Origin of the sequence: Winogradskyella psychrotolerans RS-3 (assembly GCF_000427335.1) — a bacterium.
GTDB lineage: Bacteria > Bacteroidota > Bacteroidia > Flavobacteriales > Flavobacteriaceae > Winogradskyella > Winogradskyella psychrotolerans.
The window spans coordinates 1-15343 of the sequence record NZ_ATMR01000098.1; the positions used below are offsets into that span (position 1 = coordinate 1).

The 15343-nt window shown below is 32.9% G+C and carries 13 protein-coding genes and 3 pseudogenes; 5 read left to right on the forward strand and 11 right to left on the reverse strand.

All coding sequences use genetic code 11. The features are described from left to right. Together ADIWIN_RS09945 and ADIWIN_RS09950 are read right to left on the reverse strand one after the other, a co-directional pair. Positions 1-2509 (reverse strand): FIDD domain-containing protein (locus ADIWIN_RS09945; RefSeq protein ID WP_040756913.1); only part of this gene is annotated, 2509 nt, incomplete at its 3' end. After that, positions 2500-3417: a PKD domain-containing protein gene (locus ADIWIN_RS09950; RefSeq protein ID WP_040756915.1), complete on the reverse strand. Its 918-nt coding sequence runs from the start codon at positions 3415-3417 to the stop codon at positions 2500-2502. The genes ADIWIN_RS09950 and ADIWIN_RS09945, both read right to left, overlap by 10 nt. 181 nt (positions 3418-3598) lie before the next feature. On the opposite strand from ADIWIN_RS09950, the gene ADIWIN_RS09955 reads away from it, so the two are divergent. The 5 genes and pseudogenes from ADIWIN_RS09955 (at position 3599) to ADIWIN_RS09970 (ending at position 7717) form a co-directional block, all read left to right on the forward strand. Further along, a complete protein-coding gene (locus tag ADIWIN_RS09955; RefSeq protein WP_020894640.1) occupies positions 3599-4501 on the forward strand; it encodes a NifU family protein in 903 nt (300 codons plus the stop codon). Positions 4502-5364: 863 nt separating this feature from the next. Next, on the forward strand, positions 5365-6066 hold the full coding sequence (locus ADIWIN_RS09960; protein WP_040756918.1) for a hypothetical protein: 702 nt from the start codon (positions 5365-5367) through the stop codon (positions 6064-6066). 268 nt (positions 6067-6334) lie between these two features. Further along, positions 6335-6541 (forward strand): annotated as a pseudogene (locus ADIWIN_RS20040) (NifU family protein); the annotation flags it as partial. Positions 6542-6614: 73 nt separating this feature from the next. Continuing rightward, entirely contained in the window at positions 6615-6815 is a 201-nt protein-coding gene (locus tag ADIWIN_RS09965; RefSeq protein WP_020894643.1) for a dodecin family protein, read from the forward strand. A gap of 89 nt (positions 6816-6904) precedes the next feature. Next, positions 6905-7717, forward strand: coding sequence for a mechanosensitive ion channel family protein (locus tag ADIWIN_RS09970; protein ID WP_020894644.1), 813 nt, complete (start codon positions 6905-6907; stop codon positions 7715-7717). On the opposite strand, the gene tsaB is transcribed toward ADIWIN_RS09970, so the two are convergent. The 9 genes and pseudogenes from tsaB to ADIWIN_RS10015 form a co-directional block, all read right to left on the reverse strand. Further along, entirely contained in the window at positions 7714-8385 is a 672-nt protein-coding gene (gene tsaB, locus ADIWIN_RS09975; RefSeq protein ID WP_020894645.1) for a tRNA (adenosine(37)-N6)-threonylcarbamoyltransferase complex dimerization subunit type 1 TsaB, read from the reverse strand. The genes ADIWIN_RS09970 and tsaB overlap by 4 nt on opposite strands. 46 nt (positions 8386-8431) lie before the next feature. Continuing rightward, positions 8432-9714: pseudogene (locus tag ADIWIN_RS09980) on the reverse strand (efflux RND transporter periplasmic adaptor subunit). Next, the gene (locus tag ADIWIN_RS09985) at positions 9714-11156 is read right to left on the reverse strand and encodes a TolC family protein (protein ID WP_020894648.1); all 1443 of its coding nucleotides are present in this window, start codon (positions 11154-11156) and stop codon (positions 9714-9716) included. Before ADIWIN_RS09985 ends, ADIWIN_RS09980 begins: the two are co-directional and overlap by 1 nt. Positions 11157-11344: 188 nt before the next feature. Beyond that, a complete protein-coding gene (locus ADIWIN_RS09990) occupies positions 11345-11587 on the reverse strand; it encodes a hypothetical protein (RefSeq protein ID WP_020894649.1) in 243 nt (80 codons plus the stop codon). A gap of 2 nt (positions 11588-11589) precedes the next feature. Continuing rightward, positions 11590-12134 (reverse strand): annotated as a pseudogene (locus tag ADIWIN_RS09995) (DUF420 domain-containing protein). Between the two features lie 2 nt (positions 12135-12136). Continuing rightward, positions 12137-12904 carry an SCO family protein gene (locus ADIWIN_RS10000; RefSeq protein WP_020894652.1) on the reverse strand — a complete coding sequence of 256 codons (768 nt, stop codon included), beginning with the start codon at positions 12902-12904 and terminating at the stop codon, positions 12137-12139. Beyond that, entirely contained in the window at positions 12897-13616 is a 720-nt protein-coding gene (locus tag ADIWIN_RS10005) for a hypothetical protein (RefSeq protein ID WP_020894653.1), read from the reverse strand. The genes ADIWIN_RS10000 and ADIWIN_RS10005 overlap by 8 nt, the downstream gene beginning before the upstream one ends. Positions 13617-13772: 156 nt before the next feature. After that, complete coding sequence (locus tag ADIWIN_RS10010) at positions 13773-14219, reverse strand: cytochrome C oxidase subunit IV family protein (RefSeq protein WP_020894654.1); 447 nt, start codon at positions 14217-14219, stop codon at positions 13773-13775. 107 nt (positions 14220-14326) lie between these two features. Then, on the reverse strand, positions 14327-15328 hold the full coding sequence (locus tag ADIWIN_RS10015; RefSeq protein WP_020894655.1) for a cytochrome c oxidase subunit 3: 1002 nt from the start codon (positions 15326-15328) through the stop codon (positions 14327-14329). Between the last annotated feature and the right edge of the window lie 15 nt (positions 15329-15343).

The following is a 15343-nucleotide window of genomic DNA, read 5'->3' on the forward strand; positions in this document are numbered from 1 at the left end:
ATAAATTGAAAGTTACTTCTGAAGTACAACCTGTTAATGTATTAGTCAGTACTGCTATTATAGGTTGTGGACTGCTTGTATTTGTATATCCCCCTAAAATTGGGTTGGTTTCTGTACTCGCATTTGCCGCATTCGCATAATAACTCACTGCTACATTCACCTGACCATTTAAAATCTCTGTAGTCTTTGTAGCTAAATCAAAGACTTCTTCGTCATCGCCTGTCGCATTATCATCACACAACTCATAGTTTGTTACTGCTATGACTGTTGGTTTTGGATTTACAATCAATTGAAGTGGTGTGGTATCATAACAACCCGTTGCACTATTTTCAATACGTGCTATAATTTCTTGTGATCCGGCTTGGGTATTGGTGTAATTAGTTGGTAATGCACTACCTCCTACTTCTGCATCAGCTTGATTAGCATAATAGCGAACCGTCATACCAGATTGTGAGCCAGTAACTTCTGCGTCTTTAGTACTAAGATCAAACACCGCAAAACCATCTGTGTCATCATCACAAACTTCTAATGCTGTTGTGACATTAGCTATCGGGTTTTCTAAAACCTCTAACGCTAAGCTGTTGACGCTATAACAGTTCGTTGTGGTATTCTCTAGACGTACAAATATGGTTTGATTACCCATTGCGGTATTCACATAACCATCAAATATTTCGGCGTTATCGTTTTGTGCTCCCGCTAAGTTTTCATGAAAAGAAACAACCACTCCAGATTGTCCGTTTAAAAACTCTGATTCTTTTGTGTTTAATGGAAATCCTACAAACCCATCCTCATCATCATCACACACTTGTAATGCAGACACCGCAACGACTTCTGGCAACGCATTTACGATAAGATCAAAACTCGTCGTACTATAACAAGTAGGGTGTAAAGGATCTTCTACTCTAACATATATAGTCTCTAAATTTGCTGTGTTATTGGTATAACTCGTTGGTAAAGCTCCTGTGTTATTGTTAGCATTATCCTGACTCGTATGAAATGAAACATTGTAAACCGTTGGGTCTTGTCCGTCTAAAATAACACCTTCTTGACTGCTTAAATCGAAAGTGCCAAAGCCATCATTACTAACGTCATCACAAACTTCCATGGCATCAGGTGTTGTAGCTAAAGCTCTAGCATTAACTACTAAATTAAATAACGCTGTTGCCGAGGCATTGTAACAAGAAGAATCTCCTGCGCTCGATACTCTAACAAAAATAGGTTCTCCATTAACAATATTAGTGTAATCTGATGGTAAAGCATTATCCCCTAAGTCGGCATCGGCAAAACTTAAATGATACGTTACCCTGAAATCTGTTGGTGATTGTGACCCTAATATACCTAATGTTTGGTCGCTTAAATCAAAGCTCCCCAAACCGTCATTAGCGACATCATCACATATTTCTAAATCTGCAACGGGATTGATGGCTGGTTTTAACGCTGCAGTTAGTGAGAATGACGTTATAGAAAAGCAAGTTTGTGAAACATCTGCTAAACGTGCCCAAATAGCTTGAGGACTGGTTACATTAGTATAAAGATTTGGTAATGCACCTAAATTATCTATAGCGTCTTGTTCTGTTAGGTGATAACTTATAGGGAAACTTGTTGGATCTTGACTTCCTAATATGTTAGTATCATTTACTGCTAGATTAAATTCTTCTATTCCAGAAGCGCTACACTCAACTAAATCAATGGCAGTATTGGCGATTGGACTATCTCTAAACTCTACTGTTATTGAATTCGCAGAACCCGAACAAATACTCTCTAATTCAAAATCAGCATAATAAATTCCAGGCTCAGTTACACTAATAGTCGATGATGTTTCACCTGGTATAACGATACCATCTTTATACCAAACATGCGTTGCATTATCAAGTCTTGTATCTAAAACAACCTCTGTACCATCACATGGAGCATTCCCACGTTCAATAGTCATGTCATCACCTAAACTTCCCCCTAAATTAAAACTACCTGCTTTAATAAAAACACCCGAATCATAGGCGTTATCCCTATCATCGGCAATAACCAATTTTATTGTATAAGTTTCTCCAGAAACAACTGCAGACCTCGCCGTAAAAACACGTGTTCTGCCATCAAATGCTATTGGGGGCTGACCATTAGGAGTATAACCACCAAAATACCGTTCATTGATACCCCCACACGGTGCACCATTATCAGGATGTATATTCGTTACTAAAATAGGTTCATTAGAATTTGGTAAAACTGCTAAATTAGAAACATTACCAGAGGAATCCGTTAGTAGAAAAGCAAAAGCATCGGAATAATCACATTCAAAACTCCCCATATTATACTCCTCAGAAGCCATTAAAAAGTCAAAACTAATACTATCCGCTAAAGGAATAAAATCGAATTGAATAGAGCTAGCATTATGAGAATCAACACCAAGTGCTAAGTCTAAACTATCATCACCAGGCCAAGCACCTGTTCCTTCGCTTAAGGTTGTATCATTAGGCCCACCTGCATCACTAGCTTCACCACTGGTTAGTAACAAGCCATCTTCAAAAGGAAAATCAGTTCCATTACTAAAAAATAACCGATTCCATTTGGCTCATCAGTACTATGAGAAATTCCTGTTGAGGCAATAATATTAGATACTGATGCACATGGACTATTTACTAAAACATCTTCAATTAATTGCTCTGGAGTAAACAAATCTTGATCTACCACAACATTCGATCCCAAAACAAAAACGGTGATTATATCTGTATCTGAACATTCTTGTGGGTTAGCATCCGTAACTGTTAAAGTAACTGTATACGTACCCGGATTATCAAAAGTATTCGTAACATTAGGCCCTGAAGCTTCATTTCCTTCTCCGAAATCCCAATCATAAGTAGCTCCCGTATCATCTAAGGAAAAAGTTGCACTTCCAGAAAAATCAATAGATTCTCCGGGTAGAACACCTACAACTCCAGCATTATTAATTGCAGGAGTCGTATTGTCGATAGAGGCTATAACATCCTGACAAGCCGTAGCACATAGAATATCGGCTTCCCAACCTGGACTAGTTCCATTAGCGTTGGATATAAACTCAATGGTTAAGCAACCAGAAGTGTTAGTCTCAGAAGCTCTAACATTGAAAGCGCCAACGGGCCCAACATAAGTTCCTATTAATGGTGCCGAAGTATTATTATCACCATCATAAATTCTCATCACATCTTGGTCATCCCCGGTTTGCGTGAAAAAAGATTGAAAATCAAGAATGGTAAACTCACCCGCGTTTTCCGGACATATAGTAGTTACTAGGTTTTCATCAGTATCATAATTACCAAACCCTCCTCCAGAATCAAAAAACTTATCTGGTGCACAACGTGTAAACGTTCCGTTTTGCATTGATATATCTTGAGCAAAACTAATTATAGAGATGATTAAGGCAAGAAAACATAAGGTTTTTTTCATAATTCAATACTTCAATTCAATTACGCTTATACTTATGAGTTAAAACAAAAAATGACGCGTAAATTTGGTTGATCACGAAATTTAGTCAAATTATATTAATTGACTTAATTTATAGTTATAAAACATCATCTAAAGGTTGAACTTTTAAGCTTGATATTTCATACTTTTGCAAATAAAAAAGATGTCACAAACTAAGATTTCCATAGTCTCTACTTCTAACGACGCCATTAAGAAATTTGAGGCTGATCGATTTTTAACCAATCATAACAGTTTTGAATTCAATAATATAGACGACGCCAAACATTCTCCTTTGGCTCAGCAATTATTTTATCTTCCATTTGTTAAAAAAGTATATATCGCTTCAAATTTTATAGCCATAGAACGTTACAATATCGTTGAATGGAAAGATGTAGAAAATGAAGTTGCGCAACAAATTGAAGATTATTTATCTAAAAATGATATTGTAGTAAGTGAAGATGCTATAAAACCTAAGGCTGCGGTAACTGTATATGCAGAAAGCACACCTAATCCTGGTGTATTAAAATTTGTATGTAATAAAGTGTTAGTGCCAAATTTATATGAGTTTACCTCAATTGAAGACGCTAAGCCATCGCCTTTAGCGACAGCTTTATTCCAATTTCCATTTGTGAAGAATATTTACATGGAAAAGAATTTCATTTCTATTACTAAGTTTGATATTATAGAATGGGAAGAGATCACACTTCAATTGCGAGAGTTTTTAAAATCTTATGTTGAAGATGGCAAAATTATTTTAAATGATGATGCTCCAAAGCAGTTGAAAAAAACAGAAGAAGCTATTGAGCAAAAATTTGAAGCTTTAGATGATATTTCAAAAAATATTATAAATATTCTTGAAGAGTACATTAAGCCAGCTGTTGAAAGCGATGGAGGGAATATTGAATTTATATCTTACGATGAAGCTACCAAAAAAGTTGAAGTATTATTACAAGGAGCTTGCAGTGGATGTCCATCATCAACTTTCACTCTTAAAAATGGTATTGAGACTATGCTAAAAGATATGCTGAATGACAATTCGATTAGTGTAAATGCTATAAATGGTTAAAATTCATTAACGTTAAACGAAGACTATTCTCAAATTAGATATTATAAATGACTCAATTTGCAAATCAGAGCTAGAGCATTAAATTATAACATGCATTAACTAAACGTAATTGTCTTCTACTACAGTTTATATCGCAGTGGTATAGCTTTTTACTAAACCGCGGCCTATGCTTAACAAAAGCATAATTCACTATAAAATTGAAGTAAAACCACTTTAACAGAAGTCACCCCTTACATTACAGACACGTTTCTATCTTTAAAATCAGAAAATTCTAAGGATAGAATATTCAGTAATGGATATATTGCTGATGGCAATATTAAAGGCAATAAATGTATACAGATGCTCACTGAGATGTTTGTTTGTTCTAAAAAAGTATTCGAGTTTTGCTCTATAAATAAAAGAACAATTTCTAAATTCCTTTCCAAAGAACGAGATAAAGCTAAAGTCATACATTAAAATCCAAGACTTAAAAAATGAAAATAGTCTCTTAATTATCTTCTATTTCTAAATAATAAAGGTTTTTTATAAAGTAATGTTTCATTAGACAAATTGAAATTAAGGTAAAAAATTTTAAGCCCGTTTGCGACAGTAAATATTGCTAATGTTAAATCTAACCTTGAAATTTTATAACTGATGAAAATTTATTAGTTTCGCTAACTTGATATTAAAAAAACTAGATTTTCATTATCTATAAAGTCAATGACATTTTTCTAAACTCATAAAAGTTAGGGAACATTGCAATAAAGCATTTCATAAAGCGATAATAATATTTGACGGGTTTATGTTTTAAAAAACATTATAACCTTGAATAGGAATATTATTTAATTTAACATTAATTAAAAAATTAAACCTTTAAATAAATTATGACACGTATTAAACTTCTCATTCCTATAATTTTATTAAGCTTATGTGCTACAGAAATAAGCTACGCACAGAATACAAGCGCTAGTGAGAGCATGCGCGCCCGCGATTTAGACCGTATGCAATCTGCTGGACAACTTAATAATAACAAATTATCTAATGCTGTAGGTTCTCCTTTTATAAAAGAATCATTTGAACTAGTAAAACTCGATAAATTTGGGGACCGCCTTTATCAAGCAAGATATAATGCAAATTTAGGTGAAATGCAGATTAAACGCGAAAACGACACCATTGCATTGAATAATTCTGAAGACATGACAATAACATTTACTTCAGATAGCAAAACTTATAAAACCTATAATTACATAAATAAAGAAGGCATATCAAAACAAGGTTTTCTTGTTGTATTAAAAGAGAGTGAATCTTTAACTCTTTTACAAGAAGAAATCGTAAAATTCTACGAAAAAAAGCCAGCAGTTAGTAGCTATGCTAAAGACAAACCTGCGGAATATAAAAGAGCGAATGATGTTTATTATTATAAACAAGATGATAAAGTATCCTTATTACCTCAAAAACGTAAAGATTTTTTAAAATCATTTCCTGCACATTCAGATAAGCTCAAAACTTATATAAAGAAAAACAAAATTAGTCTTAAAGATCATGAAGATTTAATTACTTTATTTGAGTACATGAATACATTATAATCTCTATAGCTAAAAGCTGAATTAAGTTTATTCTGTACCATCTTAGATATAATAACCTGCATACACGTCAAACAAATGTGTTTTGCAGGTTATTTCAGAATAATGATATCCCATTTGATTGTATACTCTTATTTAAAACAACAAATCCAATACACAACATTACCGGTAGATCCCTTTCATTAACAGATAATTTGCAGATATTTTTAAAAGATTTTAATCTTTAATTTTTGAATCTCCCCTTATTGTACGTTTTATAAATATTCTTTGAGAATACATTAAGTCAGCTGTTGAAAGCGATGGAGGAAATATTGAATTTATATCTTACGATGAAGCCACCAAAAAAGTTGAAGTGTTATTACAAGGAGCTTGCAGCGGTTGTCCGTCATCAACTTTCACCCTTAAAAATGGTATTGAGACTATGCTAAAAGATATGCTGAATGACAATTCTATTAGCGTAAACGCTATCAATGGTTAAAATTTTGTACCTTAAGAGTGACCTTATTGAGATTTTAGTGTCTCATTAGTATAACCCTTAAAACAAAAATATTATGGCAGTATTAAAAGTTATTGAAGTCTTATCTAATTCGGATAAAAGCTGGGAAGACGCAACAAAAAAAGCAGTAAAAGAAGCTTCTAAAACTGTAAAAAACATAAAATCTGTTTATGTAAATGAACAGAGCGCTATAGTTAATGGTGACGATGTCACTGAATTTAGAGTGAATTTAAAATTGACTTTTGAAGTTAAATAGAGCATTCTATTTTCTAAGTACTAACACCTAACTCGATCTAAAAATTAGTCGAGTTTTTTTATTTAAAATTTAAAATTATAAAAATCAACATGGATACACAAAAATGGATTGACTCAGGTTACAATTTTATTATTGAGTTTGGCCCAAAAGTTATTGGAGCTATACTTATATGGATTATTGGTAGCTGGGTAATTAAAATGCTCTTAAAAGGCACTTCTAAAGCAATGAATAAGGGCGATTATGACGAAAGTTTAAAAAAATTCTTATTAAATCTTATTAATTGGATTTTAAAAATTCTTCTCATTATTGTTGTATTAGGCACTGTAGGTGTTGAAACAACCTCATTTGCTGCTATTATTGCTGCTGCTGGTTTAGCCATTGGTTTAGCTTTACAAGGGTCGTTAGCTAACTTTGCTGGTGGAGTTTTAATTATGATTTTTAAGCCCATTAAAATTGGAGATTTAATAGAAGCTCAAGGAGAAATTGGAGTGGTTAAAGAAATTGAAATCTTCACGACTAAATTAATTGGTCTTTCTAACAAGGAAATCATTATTCCTAATGGGTCGCTTTCTAACGGAAACATAGTAAATTATACGACTCAAGGCACAAGAAGAGTTGATTTTGTATTTGGTGTAAGTTATGATGCAGATATCAAAACAACAAAAGAAGTTTTCAGTAAAGTCTTAGCTGCGCATCCTTTAATTTTAAAAGATCCCGCACCAACAATTGCTTTATCTGAATTAGCAGATAGCTCAATTAACTTTGTTGTAAGACCTTGGTGTAAAACAGCGGATTACTGGACTGTTTACTTTGAGGTTACCGAAAGTGTAAAAGAAGCATTAGATGCGGCTGGTATTGAAATACCTTATCCACATCAAGTAGAAATACACAGAGAAGGTTAAGCTTTCTTTTTTAAAGCTACAAAATCCTTTAAATAATAAGGTTCAAAATAAGCGACATCTTCGGTGTCGCTTTTTTTGTGATTATTTTCTGCTAAAAATCCCATCTCATTTGCAGAAGGTAATTTCCCGTCTATAAATACAGCATTAGGATGCTGAATTAGGCTTTTAGTCTTTTCCACACCGTTTCCTACAAAATAAACTTTATGATCCTTAAGAAGTGTGCTAAAACTCTCTTCCGTGAGGATTTCTGCTTTTATTTCTCTATGTAATTCTAAATTCGCATTATAGATTGCCGAATACACCTCCATTCGTCTGGCATCTAACATCGGGACAATGAATCCATCTTCAATGGTCACTTGATGCGCTAAACTTTCTAAGGTTGAAATCGCAATTAATGGTTTATTCAACGCGAAACATAACCCTTTTGCAGAAGACACACCAATACGTAAGCCTGTGTATGAGCCAGGACCTTTACTCACTGCTACAGCATCTATTTCAGAAGGTTTTATTTTTGAAATCTTAAAAATTTCATCAATAAAAATATGCAATGTTTCGGCATGCGAAAATCCTAAACTATTATCTTCTTTTAAAACTAAAGTCTCTCCATCCTTAGATAGAGAGACTGAACAATTTGTAGTTGCTGTTTCTATATTTAGCACTAATGCCATTGGCTAATTGGTGTTTTTTATTCCTCGCTTTTAGCGTTAGAAGCGTCTAAGGAACTTTTATTTTTACTTGAATTAAATCTCCTGGACTAAGATTTTTAGAAACCATAATATATGGTCCTGTAATGATTTCATCATCCTTGGTTAACCCTGAAACTATTTCAATGTTTGTATCATCTTGAATACCTGTCTTAACCACTCTCAATTTGGCTTTACCATTCTCGTTTACAAACACACATTCAAACTTTTGCTCTTCCGCATCATAATCTCCGGTGTCTATCGTTGTTGTTTTTTCATATGTTTTTTTAGTTGAACTTGTATCTGTTCTAATCACAATAGCACTAATAGGTACCGAAATGGCATCTTTTCTAGTTTTAGTAATGATATCTACAGTAGCAGTCATTCCGGGTCTAAAAGGTGAATACGTTTCAGGCTTTCCTTCTGTTAAATCTTTATAAGACTCTTCTATTATTCTAACTTTAACTTTAAAATTAGTCACCTGATCTGCAGCTAAAGTACCAGCAGCAGAATTAGCAATAGCTGTAACAACCCCTTTAAACTTTTCTTTAAGTAAGCATCAACTTCAACAATTGTAGAATCTCCAATGCTCACTTTTACAATATCATTTTCATTGACATCCACTTCAACTTCCATGTTTTTTAGGTTAGCTACACTCAAAATTGGAGTACCTGCCATTTGTTGCGTACCAACCACACGCTCACCTAGCTCAACGCTTAAAAGTGAAATTGTCCCTGTCATTGGAGAATAAATCGTTGTTCTACTTAAATTGTCCTTAGCTTCATTTACTGTTGCCGCAGCACTCTGCACACTGTAATATGCAGAACTTTTACCTGCCACTGCAGTTTCGTAAGCCGCAATAGAACGATCCCATTCTGATTTAGAAATAACACCTTTATTAAAAAGGGTTTGGTTTCTCTCATAATCGGCTTTAGCTTGTTTTAAATTGGCTTCTGCTTGTTCTAAACCAGCTCTTACGTTTTGATAAGATGCCTGAGTTCTACTTACCGCAGACTGAATTAAATCTGGATTTACACGAACTAACAAATCACCTTTTTTAACTTCTTGACCTTCTTTAAATGGTAACTCTAAAATTTCACCAGATACTTCTGAAGATATTTTCACTTCTACTTCTGGCTGAATTTTTCCTGTGGCAGATACGGTTTCAACAATATCTCTTAAAGTTACCTCTTTAATAGTGACTTCTTTAAAATCACCTTTTTCACCAAACCATCCCATTTTAGATCCTGCAACTACGATTAGTAGTCCTAAAATGAAAAGTCCGATGATAATTTTTACTGTTTTGCTCATAATTAAAACTTTAGTTCAGTTGCTGGAATCCCGAAGTACAATTCGAGAACCTTTAACTTAAATATGTAATCGTATTTAGCACGATTTAACTCGATATTAGCATTGTCAAATCTAAGCTTAGATTGGCTAAAATCGAAAGCATTAGTTAAACCAACATCATAACGTTCTTTAGCATAATCGTAAGCTAATTCTTGAGACTCTACAGCTAATTTTGCTGCTTCATAAGATTTTAAAGCCCCTTTAGCATCTACATAAGCTTGGTATACTGTAGACTCTAAATCTAATTCCGCTTGCTCTAATTGAAACTTAGAGCGCTTTAAGTTAATTTTACTTCTTTGAATATTTCCTTTAGTTGTAAATCCATTTAAAATAGGAATATTTAATTGCAAGCCATAAGAAATACCATCATTTTGATACAATTGATCTACAAAAGGATCCGCACCAAGCACTACTGTATTTGTATTAGGAACCTGACCAACGACAGCTTGACCTGTACCTTCAACCGTACCAATTTGTTGTGTAATTATTGGATTATCACTATCTAATTGTTGAATAAATGACGTCGCATCTGTATATCTTGTATCATAACCAAAGAAAGCCGATAGCGTTGGGTAATTAGCACTTTTAGAAATCTGTAAATCTTTTTTAGCTAATTCTACATTTTGCTCTGCAATTTTAATTTCAGATCGTGTTTCTTTAGCTTCTGATACTATTTCTGATACATTTTTTCCCGAAATACCATCGTCTACTATATCGTAGCCTTCATCTTCAATATCAAAATTTTCGTAATCCTTGATTAACAATAATTGTGCTAGACTGATTAATGAAATCTGAATACTATTTTCTGCATTTATAATAGATTGTTGCTCACTAGCATCTGTTGCTTTAATCTCTAAAAGGTCGCCTCTTGGTAAAGATCCGGCGTCAACTAATTCTTGAGTTCTTTGAATCTGTGCTTTGGTTACTTCATTCTGAGACCTAAAAACCTCGAGATTAGCCTTATTTAATATCACTTGTAAATAGTTATTAGCTACAAAAAGTGAAATATCGTCTTTCATTTTATCCAAACGATATTGACTTGCTATTTTAGATATATCTGCGCGCTGTAATTGTCTAAAATTTCTAAGTCCATCAAATAATGTATAACCTACATTAATTCTACCCGTAGCAGATAAAAAGGTGGTGGTTTGTGCATTATTTGTTACAGGGTTAAAACTTAAACCTGTGTTTTCTGAGACTCCACTACTAGCACTTAGCGATGGTAAAAAATTGCCCTTAGCGGTAAGTTTATCAACATCTGCGAGCTCTAAATCTAACTCACTTTGTTTAACAGAAATATTGTTTTCTAAGGCATATTCTAAACACTCTTTTAGCGTCCATTTTTTATTTTGCCCTTGTACTAAAACCCCAAAAAGAAGCAATACTATTATGATTGGTTTTTTCATGATGCTTATTGGTCTATGTAATACATGAAGTGTTACACTAAATTTAAAAAAAATTTTGATTAGCATATATGAATATGCTTATTATTTGATTTTTGGCCTTGTTTAATAGTTTGGTGAAACCCCTAAATCCAATCGATTAATTGACTTTACCGTTACTATATTCATAAGACTACAAATTGAAAGAAATGTTACAAATTTTGATTTGTACTTTCTGTTTTATCTGGTTTACTGAATTTTCTGTAAATAATAAAACCAATAGCACCAACCAAAATATAAGGTACAGCCATTAAGAAAACGATACCATCATTAATACCTTCTGCCATATTTTGATCTTCACCACTTTCTAAAACAGCTCTACACATAGCGCATTGTGCATTTGTTTTTAGAAAGAAAAATAGAGCGATAATAGACAATAAAATCTTACGTACCATAATTAAATATAATAAGGTGAAATCATAAGGTAAACTACAACGCCAGTTACGGCAACGTATAACCACATCGGAAAAGTAATTTTAGCTATTTTTCTATGACGTTCTATATCATTAGTGATTCCTCTTACGTAAGTAATTAATACAAAAGGAATAATAACAATAGATAACACAATGTGCGTAATAAGAATAAAATAATAGATATATTTAATCGCTCCTTCACCTCCAAATTCTGTAGAATCAGAAGTCATATGATAAGCGACATACATCACAAGAAACATAACAGAAGTCCACACAGATGTTGTCATTAGATTTTCATGAAGTACAATGTTTTTTTCTTAATTGCCATAAACGCAAGTACCAAAAGTATAGCGGTAAATCCATTTATTGTAGCATAAATTGGAGGCAAAAAAGTTAAAGGTTGAACATCAAAACCTAAATCTTGTAATTTAACTCGAGATAAAATAGCTACGACAACCGGAATAATTATTGATAAAACAATAATCCATTTATTATACTTCTTAGCTTTTACATGATCGACATTATCCATACCTATTCCCTTAATAATTTAGAAATATCTTCTTTTAAAATCGTTATTTCTTGAGAAATTCCATCTTCATCAACACCTTCAACTTCAGAAATTAATCCATTATAAAAAATCTTAGGGTTTCCAAAATCATCTTTTCTAGATCTTATATAACCTTCTTTATCTATTAAGGCAAAGTTTCCTGAGTGTTCAAAACCACCTTCTACGCTATCGTCTTTAGCTGTATATAAATTAAACCCTTCATTAGCTAATTTATAGATTTCAGTCTCATCACCTGTTAGAAAATTCCAATTAGGGTTCGTTACGTTATACTTTTCTGCATAGGCCTTTAAAACCTCGGGTGTATCTATTTCGGGAGAAATCGTAAATGAAGCGATTCCGAAATTCTCTAATCCATCAAATTGATTTTGAACCCCAACCAAATTCCTATTCATTATTGGGCAAATTGTTGGGCAAGTCGTAAAGAAAAACTCGACAACATAAACCTTGCCGATATAATCTTCATTTGTAATTGTAATACCATCTTGATTTGTGAAACTAAATGCCGGTACTTTTTTAAGTTCTCCATTAATTTCTAAATAGACTAAATCACTTTTATTCTGTTTCGCATCCTTTTCATTAGAATGAGAAGTTGAAACATCTTTACTGCGGCTTTCGTCTCTTATAATATCACCTTCGCTAACACGATCTATGATTTTAGGAATAAATATAATACCAAATACTAGAATTATAAATGCAATTCCAACATACGAATAATTTGATTTTTTACTCATTATCTTGTTTTAATTCTCTGTTTCTTCTTGTGTCAGAATTCTCAAATTTCCCTTCTCTCTTTTGACGGTATTCTGTAAATAGAATACGAACATCATCACTCATCATATTTTTTATTTCTGCTACTTCTATGCTGTTATAAGAATACACACTAAAGACTGGCTTTTTATCTTCTACTTCCTTTTCATCTCGTCCATCCAATCTGCCACGTTGGCTTAAATCTTTATCTATAATAAACACATCACTGACGGATAAATCTTCACCTAAATTGTCTTCAGACTTTAAAGTATTGTAAAGCATTTTTATTTCACCTTCGGTAGCAAAAGCGTAGTGCCAGTATTTTAAATCTTCGTAGGTATTAATCTCTTTTTTTAATGCTTTTATATCCTCTTCTGTACCTTTTGGTACTACAATTACAATTTGAAAGTTCTTGAAGCCTTTAAATTTATCATAAACCAATTCCTTAAGATTAGAGGCCGCAATCATTTTATCTAAAGGTCTTTTCCCTAAAAAACCTAATACTGTAATATGACCTTCTAAGGCAATACTATCGGTTCTATCAGAAGTAAAACCTTCTATATCCGAGACATTATTATTTACAATATTTAAGGGATCGTAATTATGCTTTGCAGGATAAAGCATTAATAAAAATGCAACAGGTAAAAAGAATAATATACCAAGAACTACATAACGTTTTACTTTGTCTGTTTTCATTTTACGAGAACTAAAATCCTTAATTTAATGGGATTAATTACCAACAATTTATCTTAAATTACTGATATACAAAAATAGAAAAGGTGGTTTAGAAAAACCACCTTTTAATTGTATTTAACACTTTGCGTTAACGCCGTGTAAATGTATGTATTTTATTTAAAAATTATGCTTAATTAAGGCGTCTTCTCCATTGTAAACATTAAAGACATAACCACCTTCTTGAAGTAAGATAAACATTAAATAGCATATTAGAAAAACAGCTGTCCAAACGATCATTTTTCTCATACTACCAGTTTCATCTCTTAAGTGCATAAAATCCCATGCGATATAATAAGCTTTGATGATTGTTAATACGATAAAGATTAGGTTTAATGGCTTCATGTAAACAATAGGAGATAAAATAATATTACCTATAGTTGCAAAGAACCCACCCTCTAATGGATCCATCCAAGTATGCATAAAAACATCTGGTTTGTATATCCCTAACACAACCTCTACTACGGTTATAAAAGTTAGAAAAGCTAAAACTCCCCATATCTTTTCTGTGTTAGATTTAAATTTCCAACGTCCTCTAAATATTTCTAATTTATGTTCGTGTGCCATAATTTAATCTTATTTTCATGTGTCTTTTATTACGTAATAAAAGACACATGCTGTTCGCTATTAACTATTTTATTGAGCGATAAAACTTTTTATATGCTCGTTTCTTTTTATACTAAATAGAAGAATGTGAATACAAATACCCATACTAAATCGACAAAGTGCCAATACAGACCTACTTTTTCGACCATTTCATAACTTCCGCGTCGCTCGTAAGTCCCAAGAATTACATTGAAGAATATAATAATATTTATTATTACCCCAGATAATACGTGGAAACCGTGAAAACCTGTAATGAAGAAAAAGAAGTCGGCAAACAATGTAGTACCGTATTCATTAACTTGAAGGTTAGCACCTTTAACTACTAGCTTACCATTTTCTTTTATTTGCTTAAGCGATTCAGCTCTAGATAACACCGTTTTATGACCATTCTCATCTAAAAATTGGTTTCTAACAAGAACATTCTCGTTAGCCTCTAAACCTGCATATATTTCATTAACAGTATAAAGTGGTAAAGTACCTTCGTCAACAAACCATAGTCCATTTTTACGCTCATGATCAACACGATCACTTGCTTGCGCTATTGCTAAATCTTCGATTGAGACACGTTTAAATTTCTCCTCACCATCAACGGTTACATACTCACCAAACTGCAAAATGTTTCCACCTTTAGTTTGAACAGCACCATAATCTCCTTGAATAAATGTTGCCCATTCCCATGCTTGAGAACCTACGAATATAGCTCCACCAATAATGGTTAAGAACATATAAATCGTTACTTTGGCTTTATTCATATGATGACCAGCATCTACTGCTAATACCATAGTTACCGACGACATAATAAGTATAAACGTCATAAATGCCACATATATCATTGGCAATTCTTGACCATGTAAAAACGGTACGTGTGTAAACACTTCATCCGCAATTGGCCATTCGTTTATAAACTTAAATCTCGAAAAACCATAAGCGGCCAAGAAACCTGAAAATGTTAATGCATCAGATACAATGAAAAACCACATCATCATTTTTCCGTAACTTGCTTTGAGCGGCTTATTGCCACCACCCCAAGTTTTTTCTTCTGTACCAGTACTAGCTACTGTAGAATCCATAGAATTTATTTAAAT

Excerpts from the sequence above, each read along its gene's own strand:
- ADIWIN_RS09950 (WP_040756915.1), bottom strand. The coding sequence starts at position 3,417 with ATGAAAAAAACCTTATGTTTTCTTGCCTTAATCATCTCTATAATTAGT.
- ADIWIN_RS09955 (WP_020894640.1), top strand. The coding sequence starts at position 3,599 with ATGTCACAAACTAAGATTTCCATAGTCTCTACTTCTAACGACGCCATT.
- ADIWIN_RS09960 (WP_040756918.1), top strand. The coding sequence starts at position 5,365 with ATGACACGTATTAAACTTCTCATTCCTATAATTTTATTAAGCTTATGT.
- ADIWIN_RS09965 (WP_020894643.1), top strand. The coding sequence starts at position 6,615 with ATGGCAGTATTAAAAGTTATTGAAGTCTTATCTAATTCGGATAAAAGC.
- ADIWIN_RS09970 (WP_020894644.1), top strand. The coding sequence starts at position 6,905 with ATGGATACACAAAAATGGATTGACTCAGGTTACAATTTTATTATTGAG.
- tsaB (WP_020894645.1), bottom strand. The coding sequence starts at position 8,385 with ATGGCATTAGTGCTAAATATAGAAACAGCAACTACAAATTGTTCAGTC.
- ADIWIN_RS09985 (WP_020894648.1), bottom strand. The coding sequence starts at position 11,156 with ATGAAAAAACCAATCATAATAGTATTGCTTCTTTTTGGGGTTTTAGTA.
- ADIWIN_RS09990 (WP_020894649.1), bottom strand. The coding sequence starts at position 11,587 with ATGGTACGTAAGATTTTATTGTCTATTATCGCTCTATTTTTCTTTCTA.
- ADIWIN_RS10000 (WP_020894652.1), bottom strand. The coding sequence starts at position 12,904 with ATGAGTAAAAAATCAAATTATTCGTATGTTGGAATTGCATTTATAATT.
- ADIWIN_RS10005 (WP_020894653.1), bottom strand. The coding sequence starts at position 13,616 with ATGAAAACAGACAAAGTAAAACGTTATGTAGTTCTTGGTATATTATTC.
- ADIWIN_RS10010 (WP_020894654.1), bottom strand. The coding sequence starts at position 14,219 with ATGGCACACGAACATAAATTAGAAATATTTAGAGGACGTTGGAAATTT.
- ADIWIN_RS10015 (WP_020894655.1), bottom strand. The coding sequence starts at position 15,328 with ATGGATTCTACAGTAGCTAGTACTGGTACAGAAGAAAAAACTTGGGGT.